Source organism: Pelosinus sp. sgz500959, assembly GCF_042610375.1.
In the GTDB taxonomy this organism is placed as follows: Bacteria; Bacillota; Negativicutes; order DSM-13327; family DSM-13327; genus CTSoil-075.
On the sequence record NZ_JBGJZL010000004.1, the window covers coordinates 34162 to 49356 of the forward strand.

The window sequence follows — 15195 nt, forward strand, 5'->3', positions numbered from 1 at the left end:
TGTAGTTTTGGAATCAGAAAATATAACATCAAGTAGATATAATAAACAGACTTTGCTTTTAATGAAGGCAGAGTCTGTTTACTTATTGCATTGATTATTATTTTAATACAGATAATAGCAGATAAGGATTTGTTAATTTATTTTGACGAATCTTCCTAAGAGTCGTACAATTGAAGTGTAGACTGATTTCTAAGCTCATATCCATAATAGATAGATTAATATTAGGAGGCCATTGTGGTATATAATCCTACGAATCCAATGATTGTTCAAGGAGATTTCTCTGTATTGCTTGAAGCATATCATGCTGATTTTGAAAAAGTGCGTAGTGGGTTAGGCGTTTTCGCTGATTTAGAAAAAAGCCCTGAGCATATTCATACTTATCGTATTACGCCCCTATCCTTATGGAATGCAGCAGCTACAGGCCAGACTCCTGAGCAAGTGCTTGAATTTTTGCTGCAGTATGTTAAGTTTCCCATCCCAAATAATGTATGTCGTGATATTCAAGGCTATATGGGGCGGTATGGATTAGTAAAATTGATGGCAAACCCACCGAGTGTTTCCCTTGCTCAAGAGAGTGAACCTGTCGTACCTGGAGAATTTCTTTATTTATATTCCCAAGATATTCCGACTATTATGGCGATTGCTGGACATAAAGAAACCAAAGGAATTTTTCATCATAAATTTGATGATCATACATTGATATTGTCATCAGGCAAGCGGGGAATTGTTAAGCAACTCTTGGTAAAAATCGGTTATCCTGTAGAAGATTTGGCTGGTTATATTGATGGTGAGCAATTAGAGATTGATTTGAGTCAATATGATGATGCAGGCAATCCATTTTCATTACGTAATTATCAACAACAAGCCGTTAATCTTTTCTATGATAATGGGCGAGAGACTGGAGGATCAGGAATATTGGTGCTACCGTGTGGTGCGGGTAAGACGGTCATTGGTATTGGAGCCATGGCGCAAATCAGTATGAATACTTTGATCTTAACCACATCTACAAGTGCTGTACACCAATGGATGCGAGAAATTGTTGAGAAAACCACTCTTGAGTCTGAGGTAGTCGGTGAATATTCAGGTAGCAAAAAAAATATTTGTCCAGTGACTGTGACTACTTATCAAATGGTTACGTATCGTCCTCAAAAGAATGGGCCATTTCCTCATTTTGAGATTTTTAATGCGCGTGCATGGGGATTGATTATATATGATGAAGTCCATACTCTGCCAGCTCCTGTTTTTCAGGTGACAGCAGAATTGCAGGCTCGACGGAGGCTTGGTCTCACTGCGACATTGGTTCGAGAGGATGGTCGAGAAGCTGATGTATTTACGTTGATTGGACCAAAAAAATTAGATGTTCCCTGGAGTGATATGGAACAAGCTGGTTGGATTGCAACAGCTATCTGTACTGAAGTGCGTGTACCTATGGATTTTTCATTGAGAATGGAATGTGCTCAAGTACCAGAACGAATGGCTTATCGTTTTGAGGCAGAAAATGCAGATAAGCTAAAAGCCATTGACTATTTATTGCATAAGCATGCTGATGACGGTATATTGATTATCGGTCAATATATAAAACAATTGGAAGCTATAGCAGCTCATTTTGACTTTCCTTTAATTACTGGTAAGACTCCAACGGAAAAACGTGATATATTATATGAACAATTTCGTATTGGAAAAATTCCTGTACTTGTTGTTTCGAAAGTGGCTAACTTTGCCATTGATTTACCTGATGCATCCGTAGGCATACAAGTTTCTGGTGCTTTTGGATCACGCCAAGAGGAAGCACAGCGTTTAGGGCGAATATTAAGGCCTAAAAAAGATGGTAGAAGTGCATTTTTTTATAGTGTGGTATCCAAAGATTCCAGAGAACAGGAGTTTGCTCATCACCGTCAATTATTCCTTACTGAGCAAGGATATCAATACCAAATTTTAGATTTTGATGAGACATTGCTTGAGGAAGGAATTGAAGGCTGTGGTAAATAAAAAATTACCATTAGATATGGATAAAACATATACTTTGGAAGATCTTCATTTGATGCGAGCGACTGCGTTAAATCGCATGTGCTGGCGTTTTGATGTAAGCGGCTGGGTTGGCAATGTTCCTAATTTACTTCATGAAGCAATTTGTAATATTCCACGTTTTATGGGACTATATAATGCTCTTAGTTTAGAAAAACAGCTAATTATCACTTTTTTATGTGAATATGCTGGTTGTCCTATAAAAATCGAAAAAATCTATGAGTATTTTTCTGGTAAAATCACTAAAAAAGTAGTACAAACTTTAGTGGGAGAGTTAGTGCAGGAAGGATGGTTGCTAGAGGGTGATCAGCCCTATACTCTTCTTATTGTTTCTGAATTTAAAATAACTCTTAAAGCAATACCGGCATTTAGTCGCTTTTTGAGTGCTGAGTTACCAGCCCAGCATCAAACTTTGATCAAAAATGGACAATTTTTATTTGATTTGGTTGAAATGGCAGCTTTTTTTTACGTGGAAAAACCGAAACTTACTGCAAAAGGATATTTGTCCAAAACAGTATTACGTCGCTTGGTTACAAGGTTAAGCGCTGCTGCCACAGAAGATTGGGAAGAAGCTGCCGATGAAAATTTGTATACGAGTAAAATGTTTATGTTGCTTCATGGGCTCAAAGTAATCCAAGCAGTACAAATTATAACTGAACAGATTGATAATCGTTATTATGGTTTTAATCCTGAAAGATGGGAGGATTTTATTTTTTCTTCACCTCCTCATCGTCTTCTAGCAGCACTCTGTTGGGAACTTTCTCGCATCAATTCTCAAAAGAGAGGAAGCTTCTCTTTTATTGCTCGTTTACTAAAAACTTCAGTTCAGGCAAAGGGATGCTGGCAAACAAGTACAGCCTTGATGATGACTAGCATTGGATCTGATTCAGCGGTTATCTTTGATCATAAAAATCCTTTTCGCAGTGAAGAATGGGTAGAGTCAGTGGTATTAGAACCGATGATGTATTTAGGCTTCTTTGAGCAGACCACGGAAAAATTAGAAACACCTTGGCTCAAAAACAAAGAAGAAATTAGGAAATTTTGGAGATTGACATCTCTTGGATTGGCGCTTGCGGAATGGTTAGCAGAAGAAAATGATGGAGGCGAGTCCTTACAGCACATTACTAACGTCGATATCTTTAGCAAAAGTACTACTTCTGATTTTTCTCGACTCTTTGCAAAATGGCAAGATGTATTGCCTGCTGAAATTGAGCAGCAACTCATTATTCAGCCAGATCTTTCTTTTTTTGCACCGCGTTATGCGCCACCTTATTTATTGTGGATATTATCTGTGTTTGGAACGACACACATTCAAGATTATGTTTATCAAGGAAATTTCAGTCGAGACAGTGTATTACGTGCTCTTAAAGGCGGAGTGGCTGTCAGTGAGTTATTTGAGGTCATTAATGATCATTGTAAGGTTCCACCTGCAGAGAATGTGATACAGGCATTAGAACATTGGTGTGCTGCGTATGACCGGACACTTTTTGCTAAAGTTACGATACTGTCTTGTGAGACTCCTGAAATGGCAACAGAAATCGCTTTGCAAAGTAAGCTTTCTGCATACGTTATTGGACAAATTGGCCCTCAAAGTTTACTCGTTAAACCAGAAGGTGAAAGTGTGATCCGAAAATGGTTAGAAAAGAAAAATTGGGTTCCAAGGCCTGGAATTTTTTCTGGAGATAGTTTACATAAATGGTTAAATAAATAAAAAGTAGGTGGATTTTAATATGGCAAAAATTCCTAAAAATTTAAGTGATAAGTCTATGTTTGGTGATTATCAAGAACAAATTACCTTTGAAAACGATATTTTTTCAGAAGAAATAACAGCACCTAAACCTGTAAAGCAAAGCAAGAAAGAACCAGTGGATTATGTCAGTGAATTTTTTACAACTGAACTTCAGGAGAAAGTTGGTAAAATGTTACTTGAGATAAAAGTTGAGTTATATAAAGAAGGTATTGTGGATTTTGATGTTAAAGTGGCACGTCAGGGGAAACAAATTGTACTTACCGCAGTTCCGAGTAAAAAGAAACATGCTACATAATTCTCTCTTATTTTTACAGAAGTGGTTTCAGCACTATGTACAAAGTTTTTATTCAACAGATGAACAACTTTATTTTCATGTGCGTCTCAAAGAAGAACATACTCTGCGTGTGATGCAGCATGGGAGTGATATTGGACGTTGGCTTGCCATTTCTCCTGAACAATTGAAGCTTGCTGAGATTGCAACTTTATTGCATGATATTGGTCGATTTAAACAATATCAGATCTATCGTACTTTTAACGATGGCTTGTCCATTAACCATGCAAAACTTGGACTTGATGTCTTAGAAGAGGCAAATATATTGACGAGTGCAGGTTTATCGGTACAGCAGCAGGACGTTGTGAAACAAGCTGTACTCTACCATAATCTTCGTTATTTGCCCCAAAATCTTTCGGATGAGTGTGTAGTACTCTCTAAAATCACACGTGATGCAGATAAACTTGATATTTTTTCTATGCTAGTCACTGATGAAAAAGAAAATCAGATACCTGAGCCGCCAGAACTAACCTCTGCTAGTGGGTATTCTGACTTTATCATTCAAGAACTTTTACAAGGAAATTTAATTGAGCCTAAAGAAATTGTAACCCCAGCGGATTTAATGCTTTTTCGCTTATCGTGGATTTATGATATTAATTATACTTATTCTTTTTCCTATATATTACGGCATCATTATATAGAGAAAATGATTGGGAAGCTACCTGCTACAAATGATATTCAGGGAGTGTATTCCTATATAAAGAAGTATGCTGAAGAACATGCGATTGCATAATTTCATCATATGCAAAGGGGGAGGAGATTTTTTTGACTCGCATTGCTTTGATCGGTGATATTGAGCAAATTACTGAAATTTATAACCAAGGCATACAGGATCGAATTGCAACTTTAGAGAGCAATTTGAAAAGTGTAGCAGAAATGGAAAACTGGTTTAATATACGCAGTGAAAGGCATAAGGTCATTGTTATTGAGAACGAAGATGGTTACATAAAAGGATGGGCATCCCTTAATGTATTTAATCCTCGTGAGTGTTATCAAGGAGTAGCTGATTTATCGATTTATATCCGCCGTGAAGAACGCGGTAAGGGGTTAGGAAAAGAACTATTGGTAGAACTTATGGAAATTGCTAAGGAAGTAGGATTTCACAAACTGGTATTGAGTACCTTTGCTTCCAATTATGCAGGACAAAATCTATATAGTTCAGTAGGATTCATAAAAGTGGGGACATATCTGAAACAGGGTATGTTAGATGGAAAGTGGATTGATATGACCATCATGGAAAAGTTTCTTAGGGAGTAAAATGATAAGTGGAAAAATTGGGGATAAAAATAATGAGAAGTCCTGCTAATAGTAAATATGTTAAGAGATTAAATCGCATGAGAATCATCAATATTATTAAAGAAAATGAACTGATTTCACGCCAGCAACTAGCAGAAGTAACTGGACTTACACCACCAGCCATTACAGGGATCATTCGTGAACTTATTGATACAGGATTTGTAAAAGAAGTGGGGTTAGGAGAATCGCAAGGCGGAAGGCGGCCAGTAACGTTACAATTTAATTGTCTGGCAGGATATGTAATTGGAATTGAAATTACTAGTCAAGAAATAACGATTGCGCTTGCAGATTTGAAAAATGTCCCTATTGATATACAACGTATAAAAGTTGATATGAAGAATCCTGATGTTGCGGTTCAAGAATTAATTAATACCATAAAAAAAGTCATCTTACATGAAGATCATCAATCAAAAAGGTTTTTAGGAATAGGGATTGCTTTTCCTGGGATGCTTAATACACACGAGGGTACAGTCAAGAGAGCGGTTAATCTGGGTAAAAAATGGAATGGATTCCCATTGAAAACTGTTTTGACCCAAGAGTTTAATATACCTGTCTTTATTGAAACGAACTCTAAAGTTGCTGCCTTAGGAGAAAAATGGTTTGGTGGCGGCACTAATTGTGAAAATTTAATTTACATCAATATGGGTGAAGGCATTAGTGCGGGGATCATTATGGGAGAATCTATTGTACAAGGTTCTCAGGGATATGCTGGTCAAATCGGACATACTGTCATGATTGAGCAAGGTGCATTATGTAATTGTGGAAATCGTGGTTGTTTGGAAACTATATGTGGTATTCCTGCAATTCTAAGAAAAGTAACTGCGGAGTTACCTTTTCTTGCGAATGAAGATGCTCTCCAACAACGTTTTGCCATTCATAATGAGATTCAGATTAATGATATCTTGGAAGTTGCCTTGCAAGAAGATTCTTATGCGCGAGATGTTTTACGGCAAACAAGTCGATACGTAGGATTGGCAATTTCTCATATGATCAATCTTTATAATCCGGATGCAGTTTTTATTGGTGGGAAAATGTCCATTGTCGCAGAAATTTTTATAGAAGAGTTCAGAAATGTGATTGCGACTCATACTTTTTCCGAAGTAGGTGATGCAACACCGATCCTTATTTCAAAACTTGGTATTGATTCAGGTGTGATCGGAGCTTGCGCTCTTGCCCTTAAAAAACTGTTAAAATCACCAAATTCTAATATATTTGAAGATGGTGTGGATAACGTAGAGCAAAAATGAGTATAATAAAATGATGATTCAATGAAAAAAGATCTAGAACCTGTGAATGGTTTTAGATCTTTTTTTACGAATTTATAAAGTTGAGCATTCGCTTAATTAAAGTAAGATGGATTAAGTTTGATTAAGCTAGTAAAAGCTAGAATTGGAAATTTAAAGATAATTAATTAAATTAAGAAAGTGTATTTACAAAACAGAACTTTTGCAATATAATCAAAGTAGAAATAATCAGACAAGATAAAAAATAGTGAATGAAGTAGAAAATAAAGAAAGAAAGGAAGTAAATTAGCAATTATATTGCAGAAAAATGTCGAAAAATATTTAAATAATAACAGGAATTTTAGAAAAAAATAATCATCCATAAATAAATCAAAAACTGGTAAGAAATAAAGGGGGCATATATTAAATGAGTAAATTAAGTTTGAAAGAGAAGATTTCCTATGGTCTAGGTGACTTTGGTAATGGCTTCATGTTTGATATGGGACAAATATATCTGCTTAAATTCTACACAGATGTATTTGGTATTCCGGCAGCAGTTGCAGGCAGCATCTTCTTGTTGACGAAGATTTTTGATGCTTTCATGGATCCAATTGCAGGTGCTTTTATTGATGCTAGAAAATTTGATCCTAAGACAGGTAAGTTTAGAAAAATTATGTTTACAGGAAGTATTATTCTTGGAATTTTATCAGTATTTGTATTCTTGTCCCCAGAACTTTCACCAACTGCAAAAATGTTTTTTGGATATGCCACATATATGGCGTGGGGTGTGGGCTACTCTTTCACAAATGTTCCTTATGGCGCATTAGGAGCAGCTATGACACAAGATCCGATTGATAGAGCTTCACTCGCATCATGGAGACAAGCTGGTTCTTTAGGAGCGTTGCTTATTACAAGCGTAATGGTTGTACCTTTGATCAAACAATTCTCTGATCCACATATTGGATGGCCTGTTGTTGTTGCTCTTACTTCAGTGATTGGTGTCACAGCTTTCTACTTCTGTTTTAAAAATTGTAAAGAAGTAATCATCGGTAAAACGATTTCTTCAACTGAAAAATTTTCGATTAAAGCCATGGCTAAATCTGTATTTACCAATAAACCTTTGTTAGCACTTATTTTAATGACTATTTTTACTATTTCAGCTTATAATATAAAATCTGCCATGTTAATTTATTATTGCCAATATAATCTTGGTGATATTAGCTTAATGCCTTACATTAGTTTCATCACAATTGGTTGTTCTTGTTTAGGTATTACTTTGATACCTAAAATGGTAAAACGTTTTGGCAAAAAAAATACAGCAATGATTGGTTTTGGTATTAGTTGTGCTGCTGATTTTGTTAATTTCTTAATTCCTGGCGATCTCATTACCTTTACGATCTTAGCAAGTATTGCTTTTGTTGGTATTAGTATTCCGAATGCTGTGACTTGGGCATTTGTTTCTGATTCTATTGATTATGGCGAATGGAAAACTGGTGAGAGAAGAGAAGGTATTACTTATTCATTCTTTAACTTTGCACGAAAAATTGCTCAATCTGTTTCTGGTTTTGCTTCTGGTATTGGTTTATCCCTTGTCGGCTATGTACCAAATGTAAAACAAAGCGCGCAATCATTAGCCGGTATCAAAGGTTTATTGCTTTTATATCCAGCAGTGACGATCTTCTGTGCAGGTCTTGTTGTAGCTATCTTATATACTTTAAGTGATAAGAGACATGGTGAAATTGTAGAAGAATTAAAAGCAAAATCTGCATAAAATAAAAAAGTATTTTAATGATTCCCTAACAGGAATTTTTATAAAAAAAGCGAATAGTATATAAAGTTAGTTAATTAAATTAAATAACTTTAAGGGAATAGAGGTGCTTGCAACATAATGCCAGAGATAATTACGATCGGCGAAAGTATGGTTATGCTGATTGCAGACCAAGGAGATCCACTTGAATTTGTATCTAGCTTTTCACGTCACGTTGCAGGGGCGGAATCGAATGTCGCGATTGGACTAGCAAGACTAGGACACCAATCAGGCTGGATCAGTTCCATTGGTAATGATCCTTTTGGGACGTATATACGCAATAGTATTCGTGGTGAGGGTGTAGATACTTCGGCTGTTGTGACATCAACAGTTCATCCAACTGGTTTACTAGTGAAAGAACGTAATGATGCAGGAGATCCTGCTGTCTACTACTATCGGAGACATTCGGCGGCAAGTTATTTTAGCCCGGATATGTTACAGGAAAGTTACTTTGAAAATGGGAAAATATTTCATATAACGGGGATTTTTCCAGCATTGAGTGCAACAAGTAAGGAAACATTATTCGCGGCAATCAAAATGGCAAAAAGTCGAGGTATGCTGATCTCTTTTGATCCAAATATTCGTTTAAAACTCTGGACGGCTGAAGAAGCAAAAACCACATTGTTGGAGATTGCTGCATTGTCAGATTTGATTTTACCAGGGTTACATGAAGCCGAATTATTAGTTGGTACGACTGAATGGGAAAAAGTTTCTGCATTTTTTCATGAGAAAGGTAATCGATTTGTTATCATGAAAAATGGCGCGGAAGGTGCTTATTATTCAATTCGAGAAGAAGATGGATCAATCACGACAGGGTATGAAGAAGGCTTTAAGGTTTCTAAAGTTGTCGATACAGTCGGCGCTGGTGATGGGTTTGCTGTTGGTGTATTATCCGCCATGCATGAAGGTCTATCTTTTGGACAAGCAGTGAAACGTGGAAATGCCATTGGTTCAATGGCGGTTATGGTTAGAGGCGATTCAGATGGCTATCCAACTAGAAAAAAATTAGAAGCTTATCTCAGTAAGTGAGCGTAGTATAAGAAAAACCTCAAATGGATCTCCTACTAGTAAGAGTGGGAGATCCGATGTTCATGATGAGTCTGCCAGAAATGGGATATAGGGCATCTCTTGCTTTTGTGTAATGCTGTTAGAGCCCTATATCCCATTTCTGACGATTGTCCTTAATAAATCCTTGATAAATAATAAATAATAAATAATATAAATTTTACAGGAGGTCGTTATTTTGATACCTAAATTAAATGTATTACAAAAAATTATGAAGTCTGGGGTAGTGGCCGTCGTGAGAGCTGATAGTTCGGATCAAGCCATAAAAATTACAGATGCATGTATGAAGGGCGGAATTGCCGCTATAGAAATTACTTTTACGATCCCTGATGCAGCTGGTGTAATCGCAGACTTACGAAAAGTATATACGGCAGAAGAAATGATTATTGGAGCGGGAACTGTACTTGACCCAGAAACGGCTAGAATTGCGATTCTTGCAGGTGCACAGTATATTGTAAGCCCATCTTTAAATATTGAAACCGTTAAATTATGTAATCGCTATCAAATTCCAATTATGGCAGGAGCTATGACCATTGCTGAAGTTGTTGCTGCTATGGAAGCAGGTGCTGATATTGTAAAAGTATTCCCAGGTGATGCTTTTGGACCATCTTTCATCAAAGCGATTAAAGGTCCTTTGCCACAAGCTTCCTTAATGCCAACAGGTGGTGTGGATTTGGATAATGTAGGCGCATGGATTAAAGCAGGGTGTGTAGCTGTTGGTGTTGGCGGAAATTTAACAGGTGGCGCTAAAACGGGTGATTTTAAAAAGATCGAAGAGATCGCTAAACAATTTATTGAAAAAGTTCGCGTCGCACGCGGTTTATAAAAATAAAAAGAGTTGAGGAGGATTATAATGCAAAAGTTAAACAGTTCTTTAGTTAATAGTGATTTTTCCTTTCTAGAGGATCTAAGTGTACAAAAATATCCGGAAAATTTACCAGAACGAGTGATTCAATTTGGTGAAGGTAATTTTTTAAGAGCGTTTGCTGATTGGATGATTCATTTACTCAATAAACAAAATCTATTTAATGGACGTGTCGTCGTTGCACAGCCAATCAAAGAAGGCTTAGCAGATATGGTTAATGAACAAGATGGCTTATATACTTTATTGCTTCGTGGTTTACGCGATGGAAAACCTGTAGAAGAAAAAGAAGTCATTAGTTCTATTAGTCGTTGTATCAATCCTTATACTCAATGGGATGCTTATTTAAAATGTGCAGAAGATCCATTGATTGAATATGTTATTTCCAATACTACGGAAGCTGGAATTACCTTTGATAAAGAAGATAAGTTTGAGAATCAGCCTCCTACTTCCTATCCGGGAAAATTGACTTCCTATTTATATCATCGTTTTCAATGCTTTAAAGGGGATACTACGAAGGGGATGGTCATCATCCCTTGCGAATTAATTGATCGCAATGGCGACAACTTGAAAAAAGCTGTTTTGCAATATATAGAACTTTGGAACTTACCTCAAGAGTTTGCTCAGTGGGTAGTTGAAAATAATCACTTCTTGAATACGCTTGTCGATCGTGTTGTAACGGGGTATCCAAGAGATGAAATAAAAGAAATTACTGCTTCGTTAGGGTATCAAGATTCTTTGGTAAATACAGGAGAGTTATTCCACTTATGGGTTATTGAAGGGCCAAAAGAATTGGCAGAACGTCTGCCATTCCATAAAGTTGGTTTAAATGTGGTATGGACAGAGGATATGACTCCTCATAGAACACGAAAAGTACGCGTTTTGAATGGTGCTCATACTGCTTCTGTACCTGCAGCCTTTTTGTATGGTTTAGAGACAGTCGGAGAAATGATGGATCATGAAGTGATGGGTAAATATGTAAGACAAATCATTCAAGATGAAATTGTTCCTTCTATTGATCTTGATAAAAATATGTTAGTTGATTTTGCTCATGCTGTGGTAGAGCGATTCCAAAATCCTTATATCAAACATTATTTATTAAGTATCCTTTTAAATTCATCCTCGAAGTTTAAGGCGCGGGTTTTACCATCCATTCTTGAATATCATAAACTGAATGGTAGATTACCGCAAAAATTAGTTTTTTCATTAGCAGCTCTTATTGCTGTGTATAAAGATGGAAAAATTGATGGTACAGGGATGCAAGCAATTCGTGATGCAGGCGAGTTTGTAATGAAAGATGATGTATGGGCTTTAGAATTTTTTGCAGCTGCATGGTCGAATTTTGATGGTAGTCAACAGTCAGCTAAGGCTGTAGCTGAGTTAGTATTAAAAAACACAAGACTTTGGGATAAAGATTTAACAGAAACGGCTGGTTTTACGGATTGTCTTGGCGAATATTTATATAAAATTACGACAAATGGCATGCAAAAAACAGTTGCAGAATTAGTATAACAATATCTCTGATGTGGAGGAATGTATTTTGTTATTAAATAAAATTAGTCAACATGATAATGTTGCCGTAGCGATTGAAGAATTGGCAAGTGGCGAGAGCTATACGGTTGGCACGCTCTCGATCGTGCCTAAAGTGATCATCCCTAAAGGGCATAAAGTCGCTTTGGTTGATATCCCGGCAGGAAGCAATGTTGTAAAATATGGATTTCCCATTGGTCATGCGACAGAAGATATTAAAGTGGGCGACTGGATTCACTCTCATAATGTGAAAACCAACCTGGGAGATATTTTGGAATATCAGTATCATCCTCAACATGCAGAGAGCAGCATTCAGCCGATTCCTAAAACTTTTGCAGGCTATCGTCGACAAAATGGTAAGGTTGGCGTGCGTAATGAAATCTGGATTATTCCAACGGTTGGCTGCGTGAATCGTACAGCTCAGCTCATTGCAAGTGGTGCGCAAGATATCGTAAAGACAGCTGGGAATATCGATGGAATCTATGAATTTACTCACCCTTATGGTTGTTCACAGCTCGGCGAAGATCATAGCAATACGCAAAAAATTCTTGCTGATTTAGTTAAACATCCTAATGCTGCTGGGGTTTTAGTTCTTGGTCTTGGTTGTGAAAACAACAATATTGAAGAGTTTAAAAAAGTGCTCGGACAATACGATGATAGTCGGGTCAAATTTTTAGTCGCTCAAGACGTGGAAGATGAAGTTATATGCGGTGTTGAAATCATCAGTGAACTTGTAAAACAAGCAGCAATGGACGCTAGAGAAGACTGCCCGATTTCAGAACTTATTGTAGGTTTAAAATGTGGTGGCTCTGATGGTTTCTCAGGAATTACAGCCAATCCATTGGTCGGTGAATTCTCAGATAAATTGGTTGCCAATGGAGGAACATCTATATTGACTGAAGTTCCGGAAATGTTTGGAGCGGAAACAATTTTGATGGATCGTGCCATCAATGAAGAGGTTTTTGGCAATATTGTGCATCTAATTAATGATTTTAAACAGTATTATGAAGATCATAATCAGCCTATTTATGAAAATCCATCACCTGGCAATAAAAAAGGCGGTATTACAACTTTAGAAGAGAAATCCTTAGGCTGTACACAAAAAGGTGGACGGAGCAAAGTCGTCGATGTATTAGGGTACACAGATGTGGTTAGAAGAAAAGGACTGAACCTACTCAGTGCGCCTGGTAATGATATGGTAGCTGCCACTGCTCTTGCTGCTTCTGGCTGCCAAATTATCTTGTTTACGACAGGCAGAGGAACTCCCCTTGGTACGGCTGTGCCAACGAGTAAAATAGCGACCAATAGTGAAATTTTCAAACGAAAATCCAATTGGATGGATTTTGATGCTGGTGTCTTATTAAAAGGACAATCTATGGAGAATGTTGCAGATGATTTATTATTGCATGTGATTCAGGTGGCATCAGGAACGTTGACAAAATCAGAAAAAATGGGTTTCCGTGAAATAGCGATATTTAAAAATGGTGTGACGTTGTAAAGGTGATTTTTGGGACAATGACTTGCAAGTAGTTGAATACTATGTAAGTCTATTGTCCCAAATTATTTTGCGAAATACAGAGGTGCCTTATGAAAATGAATATTGGTAAACAAATCACGGCAACTTGCGTGGCCTTGATTGTTGTATTTGTGTCTATGAATGTATATTTGCATTATCGTGGTCGATTAATGGAACAAAAGTATGAACAAATGTTGGAAAACTCAACCTTATTAATTGGTCAAGTGAAAGATATACGTGTAGAATTGTGGAAACGAAATACCCATGTGCGAAATTATATTCTGACAGGTGATGTGAAATACATTCAGGATAGTGATAAATCTCAACAAGTGATTGAAGCTACTATTAAAGAATTAGAAAAGAAAATGGATAGTCCTCAGGCTTACAAAGAAATAGGAATTTTGCGATTGGCTATGAATGAATATAGCAAAGTGTTAGTACAGGGAACTGGCATAAGAGATCAATTGGGTGTTGAAGGAACTTTGAAGTTTCTTGCTGCAAGCGGACAAAGAGCGATCTACATTGAAAAAATTACAGATGATTTTACGAATTTTATCACTCAGGAGATTAATAATCAGATCGAAGTAACAAAGGCAACAGAATCTAGAATTGCAACTTTGATGATTGGTTTGAACATTATCATTCTAGTTGTTGCGATCGGAGTTTCAATTTGGCTTTCGAGACGAATTTCTAGACCTTTAGGACTTATGTCTAACGCTGCTGATGCCATTGCAAAAGGTGATTTACGTCCAAAGAATATTCACTATTCTGGCAATAATGAAATTAGTGATACAATTGGTTCCTTTGAGATCATGGGCGATAGTTTACGAAATCTGATTTCACAGGTGCTTGGCACTGTGGAGTATGTAACCCAATCAACTAGACAATTAACAATCGTTTCCGAACAATCGGCAAAGGCTTCGGAACAGGTGGCCGAAGCGACAGTCAGTGTAGCTTCAGGGTCTGATGCACAAACAAAAGAAATAGAACAAGTGGTGCACTTGGTACACAATATGGTAAAAGCGATGAATGGAATTTCAAGCAATGCATCAAATGTTGCCCGACAATCTAATGTAACGGAACAAGTAGCTTTATCAGGTCGTGAGATTGTATCTCGTGCCAGCCGGCAAATGGAGCAAATTAATCATTCTGTCAGTCAGTCGGCGGCAGTTGTCGAAAAGTTAGATAAGAGCTCCAAACAAATCGGTGAAATTGTGCATGCCATTAGTAATATTGCAAGTCAAACGAATCTATTAGCCCTCAATGCAGCCATTGAGGCCGCACGAGCAGGAGAATCAGGACGAGGATTCGCTGTTGTTGCTGATGAAGTTAAAAAGTTAGCCGAACAATCTCACTCGTCAGCTCAAGAGATTAGTGCTATTATCAAAGAAATTCAAATACAAACCTATGAAGCAGTAACTTTGATGAAAAAAGGTTGCAACGATGTGGTTGATGGAAGTCTAGTCATGGAAGATACAGGTCGGCAATTTGAAAATATTGTTGACTTAATCAAAAATTTATCAACAGAAATTAATGGAATTAATGTAGTGACAACACTGGTTTCAGACTCTAGTCATGAAGTATTACAATCTGTCGATCAAATGAAGGTCATGGTCGTTCATACCGCCGCAAGTACGCAAACTATTTCAGGAGCAGCGGAAGAGCAATTGGCTTCAATGGAAGAAATTTCGACAGCAAGTAATTTGCTTGCTAATAAAGCTGATCATCTTAAAAATCTGATTGAACAATTTAAGGTTTAATCAAGTTGGATTTTTTTAGTTTATGGAGGA

12 protein-coding genes are annotated in these 15195 nt (G+C 37.0%); all 12 read left to right on the forward strand.

All coding sequences use genetic code 11. The annotated features are described in order from the left end of the window. The first annotated feature begins 234 nt into the window (after positions 1-234). The 12 genes from ACAN52_RS07185 to ACAN52_RS07240 all read left to right on the forward strand — a co-directional run bounded on the left by ACAN52_RS07185 (position 235) and on the right by ACAN52_RS07240 (position 15165). Positions 235-1989, forward strand: a complete 1755-nt coding sequence (locus ACAN52_RS07185; protein WP_378953893.1) for a DNA repair helicase XPB — start codon at positions 235-237, stop codon at positions 1987-1989. Further along, positions 1979-3736: a hypothetical protein gene (locus ACAN52_RS07190; protein ID WP_378953894.1), complete on the forward strand. Its 1758-nt coding sequence runs from the start codon at positions 1979-1981 to the stop codon at positions 3734-3736. Before ACAN52_RS07185 ends, ACAN52_RS07190 begins: the two co-directional genes overlap by 11 nt. A gap of 19 nt (positions 3737-3755) precedes the next feature. Beyond that, positions 3756-4070 (forward strand): hypothetical protein, encoded by a 315-nt coding sequence (locus ACAN52_RS07195; protein WP_378953895.1) that lies wholly within the window; start codon positions 3756-3758, stop codon positions 4068-4070. Beyond that, the gene (locus ACAN52_RS07200; RefSeq protein ID WP_378953896.1) at positions 4060-4839 is read left to right on the forward strand and encodes an HD domain-containing protein; all 780 of its coding nucleotides are present in this window, start codon (positions 4060-4062) and stop codon (positions 4837-4839) included. The genes ACAN52_RS07195 and ACAN52_RS07200 overlap by 11 nt, the downstream gene beginning before the upstream one ends. A gap of 32 nt (positions 4840-4871) precedes the next feature. Further along, a complete protein-coding gene (locus tag ACAN52_RS07205; RefSeq protein ID WP_378953898.1) occupies positions 4872-5363 on the forward strand; it encodes an arsinothricin resistance N-acetyltransferase ArsN1 family A in 492 nt (163 codons plus the stop codon). Positions 5364-5371: 8 nt separating this feature from the next. Further along, a complete protein-coding gene (locus ACAN52_RS07210) occupies positions 5372-6649 on the forward strand; it encodes an ROK family transcriptional regulator (protein WP_378953900.1) in 1278 nt (425 codons plus the stop codon). Between the two features lie 403 nt (positions 6650-7052). After that, on the forward strand, positions 7053-8396 hold the full coding sequence (locus ACAN52_RS07215) for a glycoside-pentoside-hexuronide (GPH):cation symporter (RefSeq protein WP_378953901.1): 1344 nt from the start codon (positions 7053-7055) through the stop codon (positions 8394-8396). Between the two features lie 117 nt (positions 8397-8513). After that, positions 8514-9461 carry a sugar kinase gene (locus ACAN52_RS07220; RefSeq protein ID WP_378953902.1) on the forward strand — a complete coding sequence of 316 codons (948 nt, stop codon included), beginning with the start codon at positions 8514-8516 and terminating at the stop codon, positions 9459-9461. A gap of 217 nt (positions 9462-9678) precedes the next feature. After that, on the forward strand, positions 9679-10323 hold the full coding sequence (locus tag ACAN52_RS07225; protein WP_378954362.1) for a bifunctional 2-keto-4-hydroxyglutarate aldolase/2-keto-3-deoxy-6-phosphogluconate aldolase: 645 nt from the start codon (positions 9679-9681) through the stop codon (positions 10321-10323). Between the two features lie 27 nt (positions 10324-10350). Then, entirely contained in the window at positions 10351-11871 is a 1521-nt protein-coding gene (locus tag ACAN52_RS07230; protein ID WP_378953903.1) for a tagaturonate reductase, read from the forward strand. Between the two features lie 28 nt (positions 11872-11899). Continuing rightward, positions 11900-13387, forward strand: a complete 1488-nt coding sequence (locus ACAN52_RS07235) for a UxaA family hydrolase (protein WP_378953905.1) — start codon at positions 11900-11902, stop codon at positions 13385-13387. 89 nt (positions 13388-13476) lie between these two features. Then, positions 13477-15165: a methyl-accepting chemotaxis protein gene (locus ACAN52_RS07240; protein ID WP_378953906.1), complete on the forward strand. Its 1689-nt coding sequence runs from the start codon at positions 13477-13479 to the stop codon at positions 15163-15165. Positions 15166-15195 lie beyond the last annotated feature (30 nt).

Coding starts and splice junctions, on each gene's coding strand:
- ACAN52_RS07195 (WP_378953895.1), top strand. CDS start 3,756: ATGGCAAAAATTCCTAAAAATTTAAGTGATAAGTCTATGTTTGGTGAT.
- ACAN52_RS07200 (WP_378953896.1), top strand. CDS start 4,060: ATGCTACATAATTCTCTCTTATTTTTACAGAAGTGGTTTCAGCACTAT.
- ACAN52_RS07215 (WP_378953901.1), top strand. CDS start 7,053: ATGAGTAAATTAAGTTTGAAAGAGAAGATTTCCTATGGTCTAGGTGAC.
- ACAN52_RS07220 (WP_378953902.1), top strand. CDS start 8,514: ATGCCAGAGATAATTACGATCGGCGAAAGTATGGTTATGCTGATTGCA.
- ACAN52_RS07230 (WP_378953903.1), top strand. CDS start 10,351: ATGCAAAAGTTAAACAGTTCTTTAGTTAATAGTGATTTTTCCTTTCTA.
- ACAN52_RS07240 (WP_378953906.1), top strand. CDS start 13,477: ATGAAAATGAATATTGGTAAACAAATCACGGCAACTTGCGTGGCCTTG.